The organism is Halolactibacillus alkaliphilus (assembly GCF_900115465.1).
Lineage (GTDB): Bacteria > Bacillota > Bacilli > Bacillales > Amphibacillaceae > Halolactibacillus > Halolactibacillus alkaliphilus.
The window spans coordinates 263,241-270,812 of record NZ_FOWN01000001.1; the positions used below are offsets into that span (position 1 = coordinate 263,241).

General features: G+C 38.5%; 6 protein-coding genes. 4 read left to right on the plus strand and 2 right to left on the minus strand.

Annotated features, from left to right (window positions below; genetic code table 11):
* Nucleotides 1-91: 91 nt before the first annotated feature.
* Entirely contained in the window at nucleotides 92-1,609 is a 1,518-nt protein-coding gene (locus tag BM163_RS01120; RefSeq protein WP_089799320.1) for an L-lactate permease, read from the plus strand.
* A 150-nt stretch (nucleotides 1,610-1,759) separates the two neighbouring features.
* On the opposite strand, the gene BM163_RS01125 is transcribed toward BM163_RS01120, so the two are convergent.
* Nucleotides 1,760-2,950 (minus strand): coenzyme F420-0:L-glutamate ligase, encoded by a 1,191-nt coding sequence (locus tag BM163_RS01125; protein WP_089799322.1) that lies wholly within the window; start codon nucleotides 2,948-2,950, stop codon nucleotides 1,760-1,762.
* Between the two features lie 196 nt (nucleotides 2,951-3,146).
* Here BM163_RS01125 and BM163_RS01130 point away from each other — a divergent pair, with 196 nt between their 5' ends.
* The gene (locus tag BM163_RS01130) at nucleotides 3,147-4,040 is read left to right on the plus strand and encodes a LysR family transcriptional regulator (protein WP_089799324.1); all 894 of its coding nucleotides are present in this window, start codon (nucleotides 3,147-3,149) and stop codon (nucleotides 4,038-4,040) included.
* Here BM163_RS01130 and BM163_RS01135 read toward each other — a convergent pair.
* Nucleotides 4,006-5,052 carry a hypothetical protein gene (locus BM163_RS01135; protein WP_089799326.1) on the minus strand — a complete coding sequence of 349 codons (1,047 nt, stop codon included), beginning with the start codon at nucleotides 5,050-5,052 and terminating at the stop codon, nucleotides 4,006-4,008. The two genes, BM163_RS01130 and BM163_RS01135, sit on opposite strands and share 35 nt — an antisense overlap.
* A 316-nt stretch (nucleotides 5,053-5,368) precedes the next feature.
* On the opposite strand from BM163_RS01135, the gene ald reads away from it, so the two are divergent.
* Both ald and BM163_RS01145 read left to right on the plus strand, forming a co-directional pair.
* Nucleotides 5,369-6,487, plus strand: a complete 1,119-nt coding sequence (ald, locus tag BM163_RS01140) for an alanine dehydrogenase (RefSeq protein ID WP_089799328.1) — start codon at nucleotides 5,369-5,371, stop codon at nucleotides 6,485-6,487.
* 281 nt (nucleotides 6,488-6,768) lie between these two features.
* On the plus strand, nucleotides 6,769-7,242 hold the full coding sequence (locus tag BM163_RS01145; RefSeq protein WP_089799330.1) for an LURP-one-related/scramblase family protein: 474 nt from the start codon (nucleotides 6,769-6,771) through the stop codon (nucleotides 7,240-7,242).
* Nucleotides 7,243-7,572: the final 330 nt, after the last annotated feature.

Below are 7,572 nucleotides of genomic sequence, written 5' to 3' on the forward strand. Positions count from 1 at the left end.
CGAATGAGGATCTCCCCTTTACAAAAAAGTAATTAGGCGGAAAATAATCAATGTAACCGAAAGATAGAACTATATACAGGGGGCAACAACAATGAATAACTATGTTTTATTTGTTTTAGCACTCATACCTATTGTGTTTTTAATTTTAGCTTTAGGTGTATTTAATCGGCCGGCCTATAAAGCAGGTCTATGGAGTGTGTTAATTGCAAGTGGTCTTGCGTTCTTCTTCTTTGACATGACACCGATAGGCATTGTGACAGCTATTTTGGAAGGGGCAGCTTTAGGGATTTGGCCGATTATGATCGTTATTATTGCGGCAATCTTTACTTATAATTTGGCTCAACATACAAAAAGTATGGATACAATTAATAAGATGCTTTCAAGTATCACGACAGACAAACGTATTCAAGTACTAATTCTCGCTTGGGGTTTTGGTGGGTTTTTAGAGGCCGTAGCAGGGTACGGAACAGCTGTTGCTTTACCGGCAAGCATTTTAGCTGCACTCGGATTTAATCCGTTATTTGCGGCGATTATTTCTTTAGTGGCCAATACAGTTCCAACCGCTTTTGGGGCTGTAGGTATTCCGGTTTCCACTCTAGCGCAAGTAACAGGATTAGATGTGACAACGTTAAGTTACATGATCGTGTTGCAGTTAACACCATTTATTATTATCATTCCATTTCTATTGGTCGTGATGACTGGTCGAAGTTTTAAAGCTTTAAAAGGGGTTGTTGGTATTACGTTAGCCTCAGGTATCGCTTTTGCCGTGCCGCAAATTTTTGTCGCACAGTATTTGGGGGCGGAACTGCCGGCATTAGTCGGGAGTTTGTTTAGTATGGCAGTAACAATAAGCATGGCACTTATTTTCCATAAAGATAAAAAAGCAAAAGAACCTGATGTTGTTTCACTTACAGAGGGAGTAAAAGCTTGGTTACCTTATATTCTTATCTTGGTGTTTATCTTACTTACTAGTCCACTGTTCCCAGCTATTTATGACTTTGTGTCACAAATACAAACGACGATGACAATCTATCAAGGCCCAGGTGCCACAGCATCAACCTTTAAATGGATAGGAACACCAGGTGTGCTTATTATTTTTGCGGCAGTGATCGGTAGTCTTATTCAAGGAGCAACAGTTAAAGACATTGTGAAAGTCTTTATTCAAACGGTTAAACAACTATCAAAATCAGCTTTGACAGTTGTGGCTATCGTCGCCCTAGCAAAAATAATGGGGTATAGCGGTATGATTACAGCTATTGCGACTGTCTTTGTCCTTGCGACAGGTTCATTCTATCCATTCTTTGCGCCAATGTTAGGTACACTTGGGACCTTTGTGACAGGGAGCGATACATCATCTAATATTCTCTTTGGTCCACTTCAAATAGAGGTTGCCAATTCCATTGGTGTCAACGATTATTGGTTAGCTGCAGCTAATACGTCCGGAGCGACAGGAGGAAAAATGATTTCGCCACAAAGTATTGCAGTGGCTACATCCGCAACTGGTCTTATTGGGCAAGAGGGTAAAATTTTCACGAGTACATTAAAGTTTTGTTTAGGTTATGTCGTCTTTTTAGGTATTCTAGTCTATGTGGGTAGCCTGTTTATTTGACCCATAACAGTAAGCACAAAATATCAGAAGTTAACTATAGAATGCTAAAGCTTAAACGAACTAACGCGCAACGCCATCGATTATTTCATCGTGATGGCGTCGCGCGTTTTATATTTTAATGATACTAAAGGATAAGAATATATAATCAACCTATTTTGTATAGTTATCAAAGTAACCTTGAATATAAACAATCGGTGTTCCTTTATCCCCGCTACCAGATGTTAAGTCAGCAAGTGAGCCAATAAGGTCAGTTAGACGTCGTGGTGTCGTACCTTGAGCTTCCATTTGGCCAACAAGGTCATCCTGTTTGTTTATAATATAATTAGAAATGGCACTTTTTAGTTCGTCACCTTTTAAATCACTAAAGTTATTGTCAGCTAAATATTTCAATTTCACTTCATTTGGTGTGCCGTCTAGCCCTTCAGTAAAAGCTGGGGACACAACAGGGTCAGCAAGCTCCCAAATCTTACCTGCAGGATCTTTGAACGCACCATCGCCATAGACCATCACTTCAATTTGTTTACCGGTTTTTTCTATTAATGCTTTTTGGATGTTATCTACAACGGGCTGTGGGTTATGCGGGAAGAGTTTCACACGGTCTTCTGTTGATTTATTTGAACCGAGTAAACCGTATTCTCCGTTAAAGCCACTACCATCAACTGATTGATTTAAAATATCATCAAGCGTATAGACTGCTTTTGCACCTTCTGCTTTTAAAATGCGTTTTGTTCTAACGCGCGTATGGATGTCGCACGCCAGTACGTGGTCTGTATAATCTAGAATAGCTTTCGCATTGTTAGCGAAAATAACCTCGCATAAAGCACCAGCGCTTTCAACGACTTCTTTATAATAGTCGATGTAGTCCACACCAGTAAATGTATGTTTTTGATAACCGAAATGATCACGGAATGTTTTTTCATCTAAAACATCTGTCCAAGGATTAATCCCTTTTTCGTCTAAGCGGTCAAGTTCAACTAAATGATTGCCAACTTCATCAGATGGGTAGCTAAACATAATAATAACCTTTTTTGCGCCCATGCTAATTCCACGGAGTAATGTTGCAAAACGATTCCGACTTAGAATAGGAAAAATAACACCGATTGTTTCATCTTTAAATTTTGCTTTTATATCAGTAGCAATCTGTTCTGTCGTTGCATAATTTCCTTGAGCACGAGCAACGATTGATTCAGTTACGGCAACAATATCTTTATCTTGAGGAATGAATTCTCCTTGAAGAACGGCTTTCATTACACTATCAACAACAAACGTTTCGATGTTGTCACCTTCATTAATAATGGGACAACGTAGTCCTCTTGTTACAGTACCTATCACACGTTCCATATTTATTCGCTCCTTAAAAATCGATTATTTAATAGGTAAACAACGAATAACGTTCGTGTTTACTATCTAACTATACGCTCTTGTTTAATATAAGTAAAGTTGATATATTGAATAATAGATATAAGTTTTTCTAATACCATTATGAATAAGACGATGAACAATAGCTAATGAGCTAAAAAGAAGAAGAGGTGCAAAGATGAAAGCAAAACTTGATCATTATCGAATTTTTGTGGAAGTCGCCGAAAGAAAGAGTTTGTCAAAAGCAAAAGAACGATTATTTATGAGTCAACCTGCGATTAGTCAGGCAATCAAACAACTTGAAGAAAGTTTAAATCAGCGCTTGTTTCATCGGGCTTCACGTGGTGTAGAATTAACGACAGAGGGAAAAGTACTTTACCATTATTTAAAAGAGGCGCTGCAATTGATTGACCAAGGAGAAATGCAGCTGATTGCTTATCAAGAACTTGAAGAAGGCGAGTTAAGTATTGGCGTTGGTGATACGGTGAGTAAATATTATTTGTTACCTTATCTTAAAGCTTTTCACGAAAAGTATCCTAACGTACATTTTAAAATTGTGAATGGGACAACGCTTGAATTACTTCCGCTCGTAAAAAGTGGGGATGTTGATTTTGCTGTATGCAACTTGCCTGTAATAGACCCGGCAATAGAGACCGAGCCTTGTTTAGAAGTGAGAGATGTTTTTGTTTGTGGAGATAAATATAAGGCCGATTTTAATGAAACTGTTCTAATAGAGACATTGCTGACGTATCCGATTATTTCGTTAGAAGAAAAATCAAATTCCCGTCGGTTTGTTGAGAGGCATATTAGGTCACTTGGGTTAAGTTACCATCCGACATTCGAGTTAGGTTCTTATGATTTATTGGTAGAGTTCGCCAAAATAAATGTCGGAATAGCTGCTGTCGTGCGCCCGTTTTCTGATGAAGCGATAAAAGCAGGAGATGTATTTGAGATACCATTAAAAGATCCCCTTCCTTCAAGGCATATTGGTCTTTGTTTAAAGAAAAATGTTCCCCAATCAAATGCGGCACATGCATTTATGGCTCTGATGAGGAAAACGGCACACGAGTAGCTAATTCTTTCACTTTCTTTGGTGTAATGTGCCGTTGTTTTCTTATCGATAGATAAAGATAAATGAAATGATAAATCTGGACACAGCCTCGCGTAGCAAGGACACCAATAAAGGCGAGTGTGCCAAGTTTTCCACCGGCATTCTCTAAAAAAGGCTGACTGAAAATCATCGTTACAGCACTAATCGCACTCGCTAAATAGAATAGTAAGACGTGCGGTAAGACGACGCGGTTGGCCATACCGGTAAAAGTCCCCATCATAAAGGCGGCAAGCAATATAGGGGGAAAGCCGTTAGGAATTAACAAGTTAATACCCACAACAAGTAATGTTGCTAAACTCGAAGCGAAAATGGGGTCATGTCGGTAAAAACGTTTAATAACTAAAGTAAGACCAGTACCAAAAAGCGAAAACATTACTATCCAAAGGCGCAAGTCACTATTTGGTATCGGTAAGCTAACAGGTGAGTGTCCTAAGAAAAAGCCAGATGTAAGTGTTCCAATGAGACTTAATGCCCCTAGTTTTCCACCGAAGCCAATAAAGCTGTGTCTACTAAATACATAAACAATGCCGGTGATGATACTTGCTAAGATAATACACCCAATATCGGGTAAAAAGGCTGTATGTGTCATACCAATAAAAGATCCTGTGTAAATGACCGTTTTTTCGCGCCTGAAGAAGATTGAGCCGATTAAGCCAACGAGAGCTGAAGCTAAAAAGGCACCAAATGAAAAAGTGTGACCGAGGCTAAATGTCATAAGTGCTGAAATAATCATGACTAAAACGGTAGTTGTATCAGTTTTTTTCCAGTGGTAAGGTGTTTTAAAATGCCTTTCGAAAAATTGTAGACTATGCGCATGTACACTCAGTGAGATGACAAACAAGATGAAAATATAGAAAAGACTGTAATGCCATGCGGCTTTAGATACAATCATATCAACAAAACTCACGGAGAAAAGTAACAACCCGATCAGCGCAAGAGGTATAAAGCCAAGGAGTAAAATGACGAGTGACATGATGTTCACCTCTTTCAAAAGAAAAGTTATATCTATATATCTTTTCCTTGTATACAGGAGGGATAAAAGGGAAATACACCGGATTTTTTGACGGTTTTGTGACAAACGTAATAATAAGAGCTGTCTTTCTATAGGATTAAATCATTTCGATAATGTTCTAATATAGGTATTAAATCAATCATTTAAGGGTATAAGTTAAATGAGGATATATGATAAAACAATGTATTCTCTTTTTTTGCATGTTATTTTCATTAAAAAAAGCATGTTATACTGTAGTTATGATACATATTTCACAAATAATATAGGAGGTTTTTGTATGCGTATTGGTATACCAAGGGAAATTAAAAACAATGAATTTAGAGTCGCAATGACACCTGTAGGTGTAGAACTTTTAATCAAACAAGGACACGAGGTTATTATTGAAACAAATGCTGGTGAGAGTGCGGGCTTTTTAGATGAAGATTATCAATCTAAAGGTGCAGTCATTGTATCAGAAGCAAAAGATGTATGGGCAAGTGAGATGGTTATTAAGGTAAAAGAGCCTTTAGAGAGTGAGTATGTGTACTTTAGAGAGGATTTGATTCTGTTTACTTATCTTCACTTAGCTAATGAGCCGGAACTAACAGAAGCATTAAAAGAAGCGAAAACAACGGCTATTGCTTATGAAACAATGGTTGGAGAAGATGGTGGATTACCGATGCTTCATCCAATGAGTGTTATTGCAGGGCGCTTGTCTGTCCAAGTTGCAGCACATTATTTGCAAAAACCAATGGGTGGAAGCGGCGCTTTAATTGGTGGAGTTCCGGGTGTGAGAAACGGAAAAGTCACGATTATTGGTGGTGGGGTATCTGGTCAAAATGCGCTACAAATTGCTAAGGGGCTTGGAGCACATGTGACACTCCTCGATATTCGTGCAGAAGTGCTTACTCAAGTAGAAGCAGATTATGGTCATGAGGTTGTTACTCAAATTTCTAATGAAGTGAACATTCGTGAGGCTATTAAAGATGCAGACATTGTCGTCGGTGCCGTTTTAATTCCGGGGCGAAAAGCACCAAAGCTAGTCTCAGAGGATATGGTTAAGCAAATGAAGCCAGGAAGTGTGATTGTGGATATTGCCATTGACCAAGGTGGTATATTTGAAACAGCTGATCGTGTAACAACGCATGACGATCCGGTTTATGTGCGCCACGGCGTGCTGCACTATGCTGTCGCAAATATGCCAGGAGCTGTTCCTAGAACTTCAACGATTGCTCTTACAAATGTGACGTTACCCCATGCAGCTCAACTTGCAAAATTAGGTGTTGAAAAGGCAGCGGAACGTGATCATACACTGTATTCTGGTATTAATTTGTATGATGGTAAGTTAACAAATGAAGCTGTTGCTGAAACGTTTGGCTATGAATATCATGAATTTAGTGAATTAGTGAAGGCTTAACTGAAATGCCTAGGACAACGATCGTAAGAATGATCTATTTGCCCTTGTTTAATAAAACAAGGGCTTTTTTATGGAGTAAAATGATCATTTAGAGCGAGTAGACGTCTTTCGTGAAAATTCGTTAGAGTTTTAGGTGGGGCAGTTCAAGTAGGAAGGATGGTGACGTGATTTAAATAACTTATATAATAAGTGTTTCTTCGCATGTCGATACTTAGACAGCAGCCTTTGTTAAAGTCGAGTAAGTAACGCACTTACCAATTCCAAAGAAATGAGGGTTTACTATGACAACATTTTATATGCGTCAAAAGGTATTTAGCCTAGGTGAAAAGTTCACGGTTTTTGATCATAATGAACAACCGAAATATACAGTTCAAGGAAGCTTTATGCAGATACCAAAACAATTTACGATTTATAATGAAACCAATCAAGCCGTGGGAACCATCACAAAGAAAATGCTCAGTTTACTGCCCACTTTTTATGTATCAGTGGATGATTTTGAAGAGATTTTGATTCAAAAAGCTTTTACTTTTTTCAAAACCCGTTTTGATATTCATGCGGAGAATATTCATATTGTCGGAGATATTTTAGATAAATATTTTGAAGTGCACGGTCCAAGCGGTGTCATCGCCTATGTCGAAGAAAAATGGTTCACATGGGGAGATACATATGCCATTGACGTGGCTGATGAACGATATGAAGCGCTTGTCATTAGTCTCATTGTCGCGATTGATTTTGCGAAAGCACAGCAGAACTGATATGTTATAAATATCACTAAAAAGCAGACGTTGGAAAATATTCCTGTTTGCTTTTTTATCGCTTTAGGGCGAGAAGACACCTTCCTCAAGTGCGTCAGCACTAGGTGGGTGATGAATCACTTGTTTTGAATATTTTTGAAGTGACAAACATATATTCCGCATGGTATAATTAAAGCACTAACAGTGACCGTCACAAAACCAAGGGAGGGTGGGTATCATGGGCATGAAGGCCATTTTTTCAAATCGCTTATATAAGCATAAAATCGATCCTGATTTTGTGATGTCCATGGATCACACCCTCCGGGTGTTTAATCAAGCCAAACATTTTCG

Excerpts from the sequence above, each read along its gene's own strand:
- ald (WP_089799328.1), top strand. The coding sequence starts at position 5,369 with ATGCGTATTGGTATACCAAGGGAAATTAAAAACAATGAATTTAGAGTC.
- BM163_RS01135 (WP_089799326.1), bottom strand. The coding sequence starts at position 5,052 with ATGTCACTCGTCATTTTACTCCTTGGCTTTATACCTCTTGCGCTGATC.
- BM163_RS01120 (WP_089799320.1), top strand. The coding sequence starts at position 92 with ATGAATAACTATGTTTTATTTGTTTTAGCACTCATACCTATTGTGTTT.
- BM163_RS01145 (WP_089799330.1), top strand. The coding sequence starts at position 6,769 with ATGACAACATTTTATATGCGTCAAAAGGTATTTAGCCTAGGTGAAAAG.
- BM163_RS01125 (WP_089799322.1), bottom strand. The coding sequence starts at position 2,950 with ATGGAACGTGTGATAGGTACTGTAACAAGAGGACTACGTTGTCCCATT.
- BM163_RS01130 (WP_089799324.1), top strand. The coding sequence starts at position 3,147 with ATGAAAGCAAAACTTGATCATTATCGAATTTTTGTGGAAGTCGCCGAA.